The sequence below is a fragment of the Desulforamulus aquiferis genome, assembly GCF_030577015.1.
GTDB lineage: Bacteria > Bacillota > Desulfotomaculia > Desulfotomaculales > Desulfotomaculaceae > Desulfotomaculum > Desulfotomaculum aquiferis.
The window spans coordinates 13777-27812 of sequence record NZ_JARPTC010000023.1; the positions used below are offsets into that span (position 1 = coordinate 13777).

The following is a 14036-nucleotide window of genomic DNA, read 5'->3' on the forward strand; positions in this document are numbered from 1 at the left end:
AACGCCTTAAAATTAAGGCGTATATAATGTATCAAATCTCAGATGATTTTCCTCCTGCTTTAAAACATATTCCGTATTGCAGTCAGGACAGGTCACACGGGAGCCGGGAATTAAATCAAAATCAGTTTCAATGTTACAAAGTTCGCAAGTGTCCTTAGTCAAAAGAGTCCCTCCCATTTATTTTTATTCTTATTATGTCAATTTGATTAACCTCTAAACCAAAATCATCGGAAGTTTCAAATGTTTTTGAAAGGCAAAACCGCCTCTAATGAGGCGGTTTAATGAACAAAGTTCTGGGTTAAAGCAAAAAGCTTTCTGGCCGACACCGGGTTTAGCTCCTGCACCGAGGCCTCCACAATCAAATTAGGGTCCAACAGTGCCAGGATAGCCACCTTCTCCCCTGTTCTCTGATTGGTATAAAACCCCAAAACACAAAATTGCATGTCCTCGCCGTAAATTTTTCTGGTTACAATATCACCTATTTTCACCACCCATTACCCCCTAGAAGTGCAAATCCAATGCATATCAGGCAAAAGTTAACCTGCACCATTCCTTATTTAACATATGACATCACGGCACAAGGTGTGTATGGCCACAAAAGAGTCTTTGGTGGTGGAATTTGGCTGTTATTGAATAAGCCGTGATATTTAGCATTTAATAGGAGTAGGAGGTTAAATAAAATAGCTAATTAGATTAAATGACGGAAATATTTTCTTCATTTTGATATACTTAGATCATAAATTATCATCTACCCTGGAGGGATATTATGTTAACTAATTATAACAGGATTTATAATAAGTCTATTTCAGCTAGAATAATTTTTGGGGCTTTATCAATATTTTTTTTGGCAGTTATTTTGAGTCCCCCGGTAAAGCAATCAGCCTGGGCTCAGGCAGCAGGTTCATTTACCCCGGAATATGAAAAAATCTTTGGAGGCAGACAAGGTGACCGGGGCTTCCACACCATTGAAACCCCTGATGGGGGCTTCATTGTATTAGGTGAAACCAACTCCTACCACATGCATGGTTCCGGCGGTACCGATGCCTACCTGGTGAAGTTTGATGATAAGGGTTATATTCAGTGGCAGAAAACCTATGGAGGAGGTAGTAATGACCTCGGTACCTTTATTCAGCAGACCACCGATGGAGGCTATATATTCACAGGTTCAACCAAATCATTTAATAGAAGTTCTGATGAGAAAATATATTTAGTTAAAACAGATGATAAAGGTGTGGAAATGTGGTTTAAAACCCTGGGAGGTACGGGTGAGGACTCAGGCTCCTGTGTCCGTCAAACCCTTGACGGAGGTTATATAGTGGCAGGGCAAACCACCTCCTCCGGGGCAGGAGAATCTGATTTTTACCTTATTAAGTTAGATGACCAGGGAAAGGTACTGTGGGAGAAGACCTTTGGGGGAAAACAAACTGAAATTTGCACCTCGGTCATAGAAACAAGGGATGGTGGCTACCTCCAGGTTGGCAGGTCCAATTCCTTTGGGGATAGTTATGCCATATATTTGGTAAAGACAGATCCCAAGGGCAACAAGATCTGGGAAAAGGTCCTTGGCAGCACAGACTGGGATACAGCGGTCCATGTTGAAGAAACCCCTGAAGGCGGTTTTATTTTAGCCGGGGAAAGTGCGGCAGAAAATGCAACAGGATTAGTTGCCTCATTGGTAAAAACAGATAGTTTGGGCAATCTCCAGTGGGAGAGGAAATATTCTGGAGTTGGCTATTCAATAGGTAAGTCTGTGAGGCAGCTTGAGGCAGGAGGCTACCTCTTGGCTGGCTGGACCCTGTCTAAGGACCGCAGCGGCTTTGATCTGTACCTTGTTAGAACCGATGGATATGGTTATAGGGTGTGGGAAAAAACCCTGGAGAACGAGAAGTTTAGTCAGGATTTTTCTATTCAACAGGGAAAAAGTGGCTTGACCGTAACTGGTTGGTGGGCCGATAGGCTTAAATGGAATCCTGTTAGGGATGATGGGGTGCAGGTGTATTTGCTGAAGTTAAAAAATGATACTCCATGAGTTAAGATAGCTTCCAAGGGCTAGTGTCTGTACTAACCACCCCAGGTGCAAGCCCAGGACGCCTAACTTTATTACCAAGAGGGCAGCAAGGGCAGTTGGCAGCCAGCTCACTTGTCCTTGTACTAAATAGAGAAATAAACATCCCAAAGCTACTAAAGAAAACACTATGGCTACGCTGACCTTTGGATTGATTTGGTACAGCCAGGCCATTAATGGGTTAAACTCTTGAATAAGTCCCAGCTTCAGTCCATGATAGGTTAATAGTAAGTCTGCCAGTGTTAGTAGGACTATAGCCGGCAATAAAAACATGGTTATACTGCCTCCGTTCAGATTAAACGGTAGTAGTATAACCATCTTTTATAGTTCACTAATCTTTAAAGGCATAGCGTATGGCTGCACCCTTTGCCCCGGTTTCTTCCTCTTGTATATCACTTATATTTAATAGGGCAATGTCGGAGCTTAGCTCAAATTTTTCCCCTTTGTAATCACCTTTTATGGTAAAGCTTAATATCCTTGAGCTGTTTTTCTTAAACTCCAAATTAAACTTTGTATCCCTTGCCACAGCTCCCAGGAGTTCCTTAGGGGTTTCATCCTGCATGGTGTGCATCAATACTCCAGTCCCGGTTGCATAAAGCTCCTGTGAGCTTGTAAACCCTTCACATCCCTCTTCACCCGGAACGTCAGGGTTCTCTTTTAATATTATTAGGCAGTCGGCAAAGCGAATTTTTCTTTCCAGATCTTCCTTGGCAAGAAGGACGTTCTGTTGGACTTCCCTTTGATTATTCGCTTTATCAATGGATTTTATAGAATAAAAATAAAACGAATAAAACACAGCCAATACCAAAAGAAGAATGGCAAGGGTTATTAATAATTCTATAATCGTTAGACCCCTTACATCCCTGCGCAAACTCGGAATAGCCTAACACTCCCTTTTCACCTATTGGGTCAAGTCATTACTCTTCTGTGCTCTCTTTTAAGATAAAATTAGAAATCTCCACATAGCGTGCTCCACCTTTATAGAAAACAACGGTGGTGACATTGTAGCCTTCAACCACTTTATCTTCTTCATCCCCAACATCCATGGCATATTTCACTGCTTCCTTAACATAGTAATTACCCTTCTCATTGTAGACATATAAATCGTCAGGGTTGGTTACACGGTTAAGGTCTATATTAGGATCATTAATGTCAATATACAGCCTTTCCACCACTTCCTGGGCCTTGGCCACCGCCCTGCTTTTTTCCCCCATGAGAAAGGTATTTTCAAAGCTCCAGCCATATACAAAGATAAATGCCAGAATAAAAATGGTAAATAGGGCCATGGCCACCAAAACCTCTAATAGAGTAAATCCCCCTGTAGCTGGCTTTTTTAAGGGTTTGCTTTTCATTAAACAATTAAGCATTTCTTATCCATATGCCCCCCCTGTAACCTTGCTCAGTACTAATGGGTTCTCCTGGCTCTCCAGGAATTTGAATAGGAAGGGGGAAGTATTCGCTTGATACCGGGACATAGGTCACTGTTGCCCTACCTCCCTCTCCGGCGTTAAAGGACTTTGAAACAACCGAACCGGAAATCCTTGAGCTACCGCTAATTAAAACATCTGCATAGGGCGCAAAAACAGCAAGCCTAAAAGGGGCTGTTGAATAACCACTAATAGTAATATCTCTGGCTGCAGTAATGATGCCACTGGTGCTTTCTATTTTAGAGCCACCTTCAATTAACACACTGGAGCTGTTGTTAGGTGCATAAAGATAACCCTCATAGACAGATGAACCCTGTACATTAATAAATTTACCGGCCGTATAAATGTCACCTATTAGAGTAGAACTACCTCCCAATACAAAGTCTGCATTGGGGTTAGAGAGATGAATATCTCCTTTTAAATGTGCGGTATCTATCTCTACCCTTGTTCCCTTGGAGTATATATTTGTAATGGTCCCGGATACATATGCCCTGTTACTGGTATACTTGATTATTGAATTTTCATTATATGAGTAAAGGTCTCCTTTGTGTGATACACCGCTAAAACTAATGTTTTTGCCCTCTGTAACAATATTCCCTGAAATATTAACCGGGTTAGTAGTACTGAGATTTGCCACAGGAGCATAAATGGAGCCCAATATGCTTGTTGCTGAGCCTAGGCTGATATTACTTCCCCCAATGACCAGATCCCCTTCAACATTACCGCTATTGGTAGTCAATTGACCATTTGGTGCGTAAATTGAACCTTCTAGGTTATTTGCTGAGCCCAGGCTAACACTGCTGCCCCCGATGATTAGATCTCCCTTGATATGTCCGGCATTGCTAGTGGTTAATTGAGCATTGGGGGCATAAATTGAACCCTCAATGGTATTCGACGAACCTATATTGACACTGTTTCCACCAATTAAAAGATGCCCTTTGCTGGTAACTTTATTATTTGTTGCATAACTGGCATTTGGAGCATAAAGATTTCCAATTACTGTTGAGTCTGCTGGCCTACTGATCGAAGTTCCGGTAAATAATATATCCAGCTTTTCTGGTGTCCCATTAACATTGATGTCTTTCAAGTTATCAAGGTTTTTTTCTACCACTAAAGTTAGTTTTCCCTGGCCTGAGATATTTAAATGCCCAGATGAATTAGTAATTTCCTTGACAACTACCGTTGCATCTCCATTTAGATTAAAGGTTAACGTCTTATTATAATCAAACCTAATAGAGTTATATAATTTAAGGCCTGGGTTAAGATTAACCGTTATGTTATTATTTACATTTATTTGCTCAGCAGCAATTCCACTAGTATTGGGATAGCCAATATATCCTGGGTAGCCAGGATAGTCGGGATAATCAGGTAACGGTGGTAAGTTTGGAATTTCAGGAACTTCAGGAAACTGCTTTTCAGGGCTAAAGTTTACAACCCCGTCCCTTACCCGCTCTGGCTTATTAACGGTCGCTCCAGGTCCAAGATATAGGACCCCCGGATAACTTCCTGAATTCGTTATTTTACAGGAGGTTGAGTTGCCAAAAACAACTTTGCCTCTATTTGTTCCCACCGGCCCCTCAATCCAAGCACTACCATTAAGTTCATTGATAGATCTGGCAATACTAATATTATCCCTTGTAAAGACAGCATAATCAAAGGTAAAACTACCACCGCCACCACCGTTATCGCCGGGAACTGGCGGCTTGCCAGTGGCGGAGCTCCATCCTGGCAGCAACAAGGTTAAATCCTCTGCCGTACTTTCCGCCCCCTGTGCTCCTCTGACCCGGCCTTCGGACTCAATCTTTAATCCTTCCGCAACTTCTGATATGGTAAATTTGATTGAATAGTCGTCACCATTACCTTTAATAAAGTCCTTTTCCAGGTCCCCATGGTAGGTTATGGGAAAGCTGTCATAAGGGAAAAAATCCTCTGTTTGAAGTAATCCTATTGCAGCATCCACACCTGATCTGGCAAAGAAGAAGGCCTGTGTTTGATTTTCATTCCTTGTGGCATGTATTGTCCTGGAGGAACTGGCTTGCCAGAACATGCCGCTTATCACTACAACAATAAAACCTGTTATTAAAGCGGCAATCATGGCTATGCCTTTTTCTGACTTTAATAAATTCCTTATTCTTATCATGATAACGCCTCCCAAATATAATACAGGTTTTGCTATTTAACTGACTCCTTAACTGATAAGTAATTAACCTTGCTGTGCTTCTGAAATTATCCTGCTAAAACTCAATGTTTCTAACTTCCCTACTAATCACATAGTAACATAATTTACTATAAAAAAATCCATCATTACCATTAAATTTATGAAAATAATCTAACATGTTTAAAAATATATAAATCTAACGAAATACTACATTAACTACTTTTTTCTATAATTAGTTATCCCAAATTCCTTTGTACAGCTTCGGGATCAAGGGATCTATTTAGCACTTCCTCCAAACTGATAACATTAGCTTTATACAATTCTTTTAGTGACATATCTAAGGTTTGCATACCAAACTTGACCCCTGTCTGAATTTGGTTTATTAGCTGAAAGGTCTTTCCTTCCCTGATAAGATTTCTAATTGCCGGTGTTGCCAGCATTATTTCCACAGCCAGCACCCTGCCCGCCCCGTCTATTCTTGGTATAAGCTGCTGGGCCACAACTCCCTGCAGAGTATTGGCCAATTGTGCCCTGATCTGCTGCTGCTGCTGGGGCCAAAATACGTCGATAATTCTTTCTATGGTCTGGGAGGCATTTAAGGTGTGCAAAGTTCCAAAAACCAAATGCCCGGTCTCTGCGGCAGTAATAGCCGTTGCAATGGTTTCAGCATCCCTCATTTCACCCACCAGTATCACATCGGGATCTTCCCTCATGGCAGCCCTCAAAGCCGAGGCAAAAGAGTGGGAATCCTTGCCAATCTCCCGCTGGTTGATTAGGGATTTTTTACGATTATGTACAAACTCAATAGGATCTTCCAGGGTGATAATATGCTTGGAGAAATTCTCATTTATATAATCTATTAAAGTAACCAGGGTTGAAGATTTACCATTCCCTGCCGGTCCGGTAATTAACACCAACCCCCCGTTTTTCTTAGCTAAGGATTCTAAGATAAGGGGCAAACCCAGTTCCTTTAAAGTATAAATTTCAGATCTAATAAGCCTTATAGCAATGGTAGGATGCCCCTGCTGATGATAAGCATTGACACGAAAACGCATACCATTAGCCATCTCATAGGAAAAATCTATATCCAGATTGCTTTTGAAGGAATCATACTGATTCTCACAAGTAATATCCCTAAGCATCAAATCAATCTGCTCATCCGTCAAGAAAACTGCATACTCCGGCAACAACTCCCATTGCCTCTGAATATACGGATCATCAAAAAACTTAAGCTCACCATTTACCCGAAAACAAGGGGGCTTCCCCACCGATATATGAATATCAGATGCCTCATATTTCAAAGCAAGTACCAAAAGCTCTTTAATATTAATACCCCCACCCCCAAACAAGTTAACCTCAAGGTGCCAGTCACCGTTTCGTTAACTTAATTACAGCAGTCGCTGAAATCCCTATATTTTCACCAATTTCCTTTAAAGTATAACCCTGTAGCAATGCCTCTCGTACATAATCAACTTTATACCGAATCAAGTCTCTTCTTCTCGATCCCCTTTTAAGATGCTCAAAATCTGTGGAACTTAGATTTGTATCCCTTAATATTTGATCAAGGTCCTTTCTGGTCGGAGATTTTTTACTAGGTTGAATAGCCAAGACAAATGACTCATCCCCTAAGACATCTATTTCATCATATTCCTCTTCATCTTCCTGCTCAACATAGGCTGAGTATTTTTTTATTGCTTCTGCTCTATTGTCGGACATCATGTTTAATAAAATGTTAATGTCCACAAGTCCCTCTTGATTGTCGCGGTAATCTATGTCGCTGCTCCATTTATAATGCTGGACTCTCTGGCAAATCCCGGCTTTAACCGGATTCTGATGAATATATCGCAATACTGCAAATAGATATTGTTCGTTTTGTATAGGAATTGCTTTATACCGTCCATTAAAAATATGCCCTGTGCGCTTACGGCTCTTGTTGTAGTAGCGACCATAACTGCTGTTAATAAGATGCATTAATTTACTAAGACTGATGCCAGTGGTTTGAAGAATTAAGTGGTAGTGATTTCCCATCAATACATAACCAAAGAGAAGGAATTCCTTTAACCTCTTTCTTTTTTGAAGCTCATTCAGCAAAAATAATTTGTCTTCTGTTCTTTGAAATATGTATTCCCTATTGTTCCCCCTCTGAATCACATGATAAATAGCTCCACTATACTCCACCCTAGGCCTTCTGCCCAAAACAATACACCTCCTGCTATATTCTTATTGGAGGTATGCCTAAATAATAAGTTAATAAGTTAGGTGCCTGGCACCCTATTCAACTGTCCACTGACCATTTCTCAGGATGTAGCTATTATTGTTAGGGGATGTTGGCCACTCCATTATGTAAACACCCTCTAACTGTTCTTTTAGCGAATCGGTATTAATACCCGGTCCACGGGGGTCGTTGTTTTCGTTTGACAGCATCCATTGCAGGGTGGCACTGTTTAGGATTTTTATGTTGGCTTGATCCACTCTATCTCTGGATGTCTGCTTTGCCGAGCTGTAAAATGGTACCGCTATTGCAACTAGAATGGCTATGATTATGAGCACTACCAGCAGTTCTGTAAAAACAAACCCTCGACTATTTGTTGATTTGATTGTGTTAGTACGGTGGTTGGCATTCGCAATCCCTGATTTTGTTGTCACCGATATCTAACCTCCCGCAACTGTTACCAACATATTATGCTAAAGCAACACCCCTGACGTGTCTAAGCCAGAGGTGTGCTTCATTCTAGTCAATTAAGTTAATAAGTTAGGTGCCTGGCACCCTAATTCTCTATTAGTCCCACATTGTACTTGACAATGATGTTCCAGCAGAAAAAGTCTTGCCTCCTACTGTACCACTAACTAAACCTCTAAGTGGAGTACCACCAACACTATAGGTAGCAGAACCAGGTCCTGTCGGAGTAGATTGTAAATAGGTACCCACTAAAGCAGCTAAATCTGTGGGGTTACCTCCGCTGTTATTAGCTTGGTATTGACTTATAGCACCATCAATAATTCTTAAGTTGGCCTCCACAGCCCTTCTCTCTGCAGTTTGTTGTGAATTATTATACAAAGGCACAGCAATAGCAGCTAAAATCCCGATAATAACTACAACTACCATCAATTCCACCAGAGTGAAGCCTTTACGGTTTTTTAAGGTGTAGCATAGTCTGTTAAACATGTTTTCACCTCCTTTCGATTAAATTTTTTCTAACTCTAAAATTATTCCTATAAATCAGCCTCGGACACTAGGTCTTTTAGTAGCTTTATGCGGTCGGGTGTTTCTTCTACCCATAGGACGTAGGTTGGGTTAGCTGTGTTTCCTAGGTTCCTTGATATGCTCATGCTGGCAGTGGAGACACCGCTTAGTTCGCTGAGTAAATCCCGGGTGACTCCTAGGCTTTCGTAAGCACCTGAGCCTGATTTGGTTACCAGGGGGGCTTTTGTTTTTTGCCGGGGGGCGTCAAGGCTGGTTAGGACGCTTTTTACTTGGACTTCGATGTCTTTAGTGCAGAGAACCATTAGCTGCTTGCCAAATCGATCATCCTCGGTGTATATGGTTGTGAGCTTATCCCCAAAGCCAAATTGGCTTAGCCTTTTGGCTGCATCCTCGGCGACTATGTGGCTTAGGGTATATACAAAGCGGGTTTTGTTTTCTTCTTCGACCTTGGCCGGTATGTCAACCTGATTTATAAGTTCATTTACCTTTTGTATACCCTGGGTTGTACCCTGAACCCAAATGGTATTGGGGTTTGAATCTAAATATATGCTTTTGACACCTTGGATGCCTAACTGACTAATCAATCCTTGTAGGTCCTTTGATGATATATAATATGTATCAAATCTGATTAGTATCATCTGGTTGAAGAAGTCTTTTTCCAGGGTGCCCGATGACCCAATTACTATGATGTCGCCATTTTGTATATAGGACAGACCCCTGCTTTGGATCAGCATATCCAGGGCAGTCCGTGGAGTTACGTTTTGAACACTGAAGTTTATCTCCTCGGTTGTAACATCTGCCAGGATAATATTAACCCCCATTTTTATAGCCAGGGCAGATAGCACATCCCTTAGGTCAGCATTTCTAACTTCCATTGTCATAGTTCCAGATTCTGCATAGGCCTGGGTGCTTGGGGCTGAGTTCAGGTTGAAAAAGGATAGCATAGGGCTAAAGACAAAGATGGCAGTGAGAAAGAGTAGCTTTATGTTTCTAGTGGTTATTTTGATCATTGCTGCCACCGCCTTGTTCACCAGTATTTTTGTCCTCTTCCTGTTGGATTATTTCTGTCTTGGTTTTCCCGTTAATATCTAGTTGAATGATCTCTATTTCAGATTTAAGTACCACAGTATCCTTTTTTACCTCTTCCAGGAATAGTCCTGGTGAAAGCTCGGTTCCCACCTCAGCAATGTGGGAGATATTGCCCACCTGGATGATGGCCATATCTTTGCCGCCACCGCCGGTTATTACTCCCTTAAGGAGCATGGTCCCGGCAAAGGGGTCCCTGATATCATCACGATTTTCTATCTGCCTTTTGGTATCGGGCAGATAGGTGTAGCTAGGGTTTTGTCCGGTGTTTGGGTTAGAGCTGTTCTGTGTGGTGGTTATTGGGTTGTTTGCTGGTTGATTTGCCTTACCCATAAGATCATAGTTTATCTTTATTAGAAAGGCCGCTCCTATGACAACCACCATTGAGATAGCGGAAATGATAAACACCTTTTTATTAGCTTTTATTAAAGGGATTATTTCATCATGTCTGGTGTTGTTAAGCTTGTCCCAGATACGCTTTAACTTTTCGGCAGTTGATTCCTTGTCGGACATGGTCTTACCTCCCAAAAACCTTTTATTCGAGGAAGTTGCTTGTACAATTTACAAAGAAAATAAAAATTAAAATGTTATTTCAAATAAAAGGCTTTGGCAGTCAACTCCACCTGGATGGAAGATAAATTCCCGCCCTTGCCGATTTTTACTTCTTCCGTACGTAAGGCACGCGGGCCTGCCTGTAGTTCGTCCAGCAGGTTGAGCAGCCCATGATATTGCCCCTCCAGGGTTAAAAAGATGGGAATTTCATAGTGTTCCTGCTTCGACTCATATTGTCCAAATTTTATTTGTTTAATTTGCATTCCACTTTTGGCAGCCTTACTTTCCAGTAGTTTGATTAATAAATTCTCCCTGGGTTCCTTAGGCATTATCTCCTCTAACATTTTGAGCTCCTGCTGGAAGTGCTCGGATTGGTCCCTAATCTTCACCAGAGACTGCAGCTGTGATGTGGCCTGGGTTACTGCCGCTTGTTCAGTCTGCAATTCCTGCCTGGCTTGATTTAACAGACCCACCTGTTTGTATATCAACAAGAGAATGAGCAATAGGGCAACAATACCGATTATTAAAGGCAATTCTGCTTTGGTCAACTTTGCTGTCAAATTCACTCACCTGCCTTTTTGTTTGCGGCCTGGGCAGGCTTCTTTAAGTTTAGCATTGCCTTGATCTCAAACCTTCTCTGTACTTGTCCATTGATAGTCTCTTCTGTGGAAAAGGTGCACCTTACTTCCGTTAATCCGGATATTCCCTGAAGCTTCTCCAGCCAGTTTGCCACCGAAGAATTGTCCGGGGCCCAACCCTGGAGCACAACTTCTCCATTGGGTGTTTCCTCAACCTCCTGCAGTTTTTGCACCTGGGCCTGGACATCAGCCACAGCCTGCTGAACTAAAGAGGCGTTCTTTGTTGATTTAGTGCTGCCTTCTTCATAAACATACTTAGCTGTAAAGCTGTCCAACCAGATATCGGGAGGAATGCTTCGGCCTATATCTTCTAAGATTACCGACCATTCTGGGCTTCCTTCCGTAGCCTGACGCACTATATTCTCCACTTTATTTTTGTGATTCTGGAGCTCTGCAAATTGCCTTAGATCTCCCGCTTGTATTTGCAGGGTTTCCCTTTCCCTTTGGATGTCAGCAATTTCGTTATGAACCTGACTTGTCAGGAACGATAAGGTGCAGTAAACAGCGATAAAAAGCAAGAGAACCAGACTTCCCACCGCCAACAGCTTCTTCTGCTTTCTCTTTTGCTCCTGCCTGGCTATAATTTCAGGGGGTAGTAAATTAATTCTTATTTGCATATTACCCTTCTAACCCCCGTAGGGCCAGGCCAATGCTTGCAGAAAATTCTGGGGCCTCTTTTTTTATATCATTAGTTGGCAGGTAATCTCCCAGGGCTGTCAGGGGGTTGATAATCTCAACCGGGACTTCTAGCTCCTGGTACAGGAATTCTTTTAGACCGGGTATCTGGGCACCCCGTCCGCTAAGAAATATGGTATCCACTGCATTGTCACTGCGCTGGGTTAAATAATAATTTACCGATGAGCGTATATCATCCGCCAGGATGGAGCCCCAGGCAACGGGGAATACATTATAAGCTTCCGAAATTTCTTCCTCCTTAGCTGCTGCAACCTGGGGTAGTGCAGTCAGGATTTCCGACAGTTGTAGTTTCATCTCCCTGGCATAGGATTGCAGGGAATAGGGAATTAGCCTGGCAAAACGGGGAATCCCCCCGCTAATAAGCAGTAATGTGGCTAGCCCATTCGCTATTTCGGCCAATAGCACTGTTCCGGAAAGGCGATTCTCCGGTATAACCCTCAGGAGGGCCAGGAAGGAGGCATCAACAATTACAGGCTGCAGCTTGGCCTTCTCCAGTACCTTCAAAAAATTATCCAGCATTTCTCTCCTGGCTGCCACCATCAGCACTTCCAACTCCGTGCTGCTTTCACCGGCATGTTCTCCCACCACGGAAAAATCAAATATTAGTTGAGGCATGGGTATGGGAAAATAATCAGCGGCCTGAAATCTTAGGGCCTGGGCCAACTTCTTTTCCGGGATCTTGGGAAAAGTGGCATTTCTCATAAATACACCCTGGTTGGAGATGCCCAGCACTACTTCGCGACTTTTGATCTGATATGTACTCCAAAGGTTCTCCAGGGCGACGGCCACCCTTTCTGTATCTATAATGACACCTTCTATCACGGCTTCTTCCGGAATGCTTACTTTAGCAATAGCTTCAATGCTTGCTGAACGGGCTGTTCCCCTAAGCTGCACAGCCCTAATTGCTCCGGTGTCAAATTCTAAGCCCACCGCGGGGGTTGATTTAAGTAAACCCATGCTTGTGATTTCCTCCTCAGGTGCCCCTTGTTGTCAGTTTTATTTTGCTACCGTTGTCACCACGGTAAAGATCGGCAGGTAAATAGCAATTACTACCCCACCAATGGAGGCACCTACAGTAATCAGTAATAGGGGTTCAATAATTGCCGTTAGTCCCTTGGTCATGGTGGCAACTTCCTCCTCGTAAAAGTCCGCCACCCGGCCTAAAAGCTGGGATAACTGCCCGGTCTCCTCACCCACGGCAATCATATTAATTACCATGGGTGGAAATAGTCCACTTTTTTTGAGGGGCGCCGCAATGCTTTGCCCCTCTTGGATACTGGATCCGGTAAACTTCATGGCCTCGGCAATTTGGCTGCTGCCAGTGGCGGGGCCAACGGCAGCCAGGGCCTGCAGTACCGGGATACCTCCTGACAGTAAGGTTGCCAAGGTCCGAGAAAAACGTGCGATAGTAACCTTTTTGAAAAGATCACCGAAAATTGGCAGCCGAAATTTTATATTTTCCCAAATCCTATGTCCAAAACTGCTCGCAATAAATATCTTCATACCTATCACGAAAACAATCAGGCCAACTATATACATATACCAGGAGCTGCGTAGGGACTCACTGAAAGCCATGATAATTTTGGTAGCAAGGGGTAATTCTATTCCCTCAGGGAAAAAGCCCACAAAGATGGGTACTACAAAAAACATCATGGCCAATACAACCAAACCGGCAAATATTAATACCACTGAAGGGTAAAAGGTGGCCGCTTTGATACTATCCCGGAGGCTCTTTTCTCGCTCAAGCTGTTCAGAGAGCCGTCTTAAAATTTCATGTAGGGAACCGCCTATCTCACCTGTTCTGACCATTTCCACATACATGGTATTAAATATCTTGGGATGCTCACCTAGGGCATCGGAAAAGCTCATGCCTCCCTCTACTTTCTTAGCTACCTCAGATACACTTTGGGCCAACTGGGGGTTATTTGACTGCTCACCCAGGGTATAGAGACAGCGGGTCAGGGGAATGCCGGCATTAAGCATGGCGGATAACTGCCGGGTAAAAAAACTAAGATCCGCTATCTTTATTTTCTTGCTGAATAAGCTGGATGATTTCTTTTTCTTGGCATCCGCTATTTCATTTATTTCCAGCGGAACATAGCCCATACTGCTTAGCCTGGAAGCTGCAGTCCATTCATTATCGGCCTCCAATCGACCATCTAAGGTATTGCCTGTTTTATCCATTACTTGATATGAGTACAAAGGCAAG

General features: G+C 42.8%; 17 protein-coding genes. 1 reads left to right on the top strand and 16 read right to left on the bottom strand.

What is annotated here, in order from left to right:
* Positions 1-12: 12 nt before the first annotated feature.
* Entirely contained in the window at positions 13-162 is a 150-nt protein-coding gene (locus P6N53_RS15410; RefSeq protein ID WP_304544746.1) for a hypothetical protein, read from the bottom strand.
* 116 nt (positions 163-278) lie between these two features.
* On the bottom strand, positions 279-491 hold the full coding sequence (locus P6N53_RS15415; protein WP_011877409.1) for a sporulation peptidase YabG: 213 nt from the start codon (positions 489-491) through the stop codon (positions 279-281).
* 275 nt (positions 492-766) lie between these two features.
* Between P6N53_RS15415 and P6N53_RS15420 the strand changes: the two genes are divergently transcribed.
* Complete coding sequence (locus P6N53_RS15420) at positions 767-2029, top strand: hypothetical protein (protein ID WP_304544754.1); 1263 nt, start codon at positions 767-769, stop codon at positions 2027-2029.
* Here P6N53_RS15420 and P6N53_RS15425 read toward each other — a convergent pair.
* From P6N53_RS15425 to P6N53_RS15490, 14 genes are all read right to left on the bottom strand, one after another.
* The gene (locus P6N53_RS15425) at positions 2009-2338 is read right to left on the bottom strand and encodes a DUF5658 family protein (protein WP_304544756.1); all 330 of its coding nucleotides are present in this window, start codon (positions 2336-2338) and stop codon (positions 2009-2011) included. The genes P6N53_RS15420 and P6N53_RS15425 overlap by 21 nt on opposite strands.
* Positions 2339-2396: 58 nt before the next feature.
* Complete coding sequence (locus P6N53_RS15430; RefSeq protein WP_304544758.1) at positions 2397-2936, bottom strand: prepilin-type N-terminal cleavage/methylation domain-containing protein; 540 nt, start codon at positions 2934-2936, stop codon at positions 2397-2399.
* 46 nt (positions 2937-2982) lie between these two features.
* On the bottom strand, positions 2983-3432 hold the full coding sequence (locus tag P6N53_RS15435; RefSeq protein WP_304544759.1) for a type IV pilus modification PilV family protein: 450 nt from the start codon (positions 3430-3432) through the stop codon (positions 2983-2985).
* Positions 3425-5632: a DUF7305 domain-containing protein gene (locus tag P6N53_RS15440; protein WP_304544760.1), complete on the bottom strand. Its 2208-nt coding sequence runs from the start codon at positions 5630-5632 to the stop codon at positions 3425-3427. Before P6N53_RS15440 ends, P6N53_RS15435 begins: the two co-directional genes overlap by 8 nt.
* Before the next feature lie 254 nt (positions 5633-5886).
* Positions 5887-6999, bottom strand: a complete 1113-nt coding sequence (locus tag P6N53_RS15445; protein WP_304544762.1) for a type IV pilus twitching motility protein PilT — start codon at positions 6997-6999, stop codon at positions 5887-5889.
* Positions 7000-7018: 19 nt separating this feature from the next.
* Positions 7019-7846, bottom strand: a complete 828-nt coding sequence (locus P6N53_RS15450; RefSeq protein WP_304544764.1) for an REP-associated tyrosine transposase — start codon at positions 7844-7846, stop codon at positions 7019-7021.
* Between the two features lie 75 nt (positions 7847-7921).
* Complete coding sequence (locus P6N53_RS15455; protein WP_304544767.1) at positions 7922-8296, bottom strand: prepilin-type N-terminal cleavage/methylation domain-containing protein; 375 nt, start codon at positions 8294-8296, stop codon at positions 7922-7924.
* Between the two features lie 133 nt (positions 8297-8429).
* Entirely contained in the window at positions 8430-8816 is a 387-nt protein-coding gene (locus tag P6N53_RS15460; protein ID WP_304544769.1) for a competence type IV pilus major pilin ComGC, read from the bottom strand.
* A 47-nt stretch (positions 8817-8863) separates the two neighbouring features.
* On the bottom strand, positions 8864-9865 hold the full coding sequence (locus tag P6N53_RS15465) for a type IV pilus secretin PilQ (RefSeq protein WP_304544771.1): 1002 nt from the start codon (positions 9863-9865) through the stop codon (positions 8864-8866).
* Complete coding sequence (locus P6N53_RS15470) at positions 9846-10454, bottom strand: hypothetical protein (RefSeq protein ID WP_304544773.1); 609 nt, start codon at positions 10452-10454, stop codon at positions 9846-9848. The genes P6N53_RS15465 and P6N53_RS15470 overlap by 20 nt, the downstream gene beginning before the upstream one ends.
* A 74-nt stretch (positions 10455-10528) precedes the next feature.
* A complete protein-coding gene (pilO, locus tag P6N53_RS15475; RefSeq protein WP_304544774.1) occupies positions 10529-11053 on the bottom strand; it encodes a type 4a pilus biogenesis protein PilO in 525 nt (174 codons plus the stop codon).
* Between the two features lie 2 nt (positions 11054-11055).
* Entirely contained in the window at positions 11056-11748 is a 693-nt protein-coding gene (locus P6N53_RS15480) for a PilN domain-containing protein (RefSeq protein ID WP_304544776.1), read from the bottom strand.
* Between the two features lies 1 nt (position 11749).
* A complete protein-coding gene (pilM, locus tag P6N53_RS15485; RefSeq protein WP_304544778.1) occupies positions 11750-12784 on the bottom strand; it encodes a type IV pilus biogenesis protein PilM in 1035 nt (344 codons plus the stop codon).
* Between the two features lie 39 nt (positions 12785-12823).
* Complete coding sequence (locus tag P6N53_RS15490; RefSeq protein WP_304544780.1) at positions 12824-14035, bottom strand: type II secretion system F family protein; 1212 nt, start codon at positions 14033-14035, stop codon at positions 12824-12826.
* Position 14036 lies beyond the last annotated feature (1 nt).